We start from the raw sequence: 236 nt of genomic DNA on the forward strand, positions 1-236 counted from the left end.
CGGCCGCCAGATCGACGCCGCCGTCGCGATCGTCGCGTTGTCGCCGGTGAACGACTCGATCACGAGCGGGCCCGAGTAGCCGGCCGCGTCCAGGGCGGCGACGATGCCGGGCCAGTTCAGGTGGTCGGCGCCCGGCGCGCCGCGGTCGTTCGCGCAGACCTGCACGTGCGCGATCCGGCCGGCGGCCCGGCGGATGGCCTCGGTGATACTGCGTTCCTCGATGTTCATGTGGAACA

The 236-nt window shown here is 72.5% G+C and carries 1 protein-coding gene; it reads right to left on the minus strand.

Features of this window, described 5'->3' with window-relative positions; translation table 11 throughout:
* Nucleotides 1-236 (minus strand): sugar phosphate isomerase/epimerase family protein (locus DZA62_RS35370; RefSeq protein ID WP_232827691.1); only part of this gene is annotated, 236 nt, incomplete at both ends.

It is taken from the genome of Jiangella endophytica (assembly GCF_003427025.1).
GTDB lineage: Bacteria > Actinomycetota > Actinomycetes > Jiangellales > Jiangellaceae > Jiangella > Jiangella endophytica.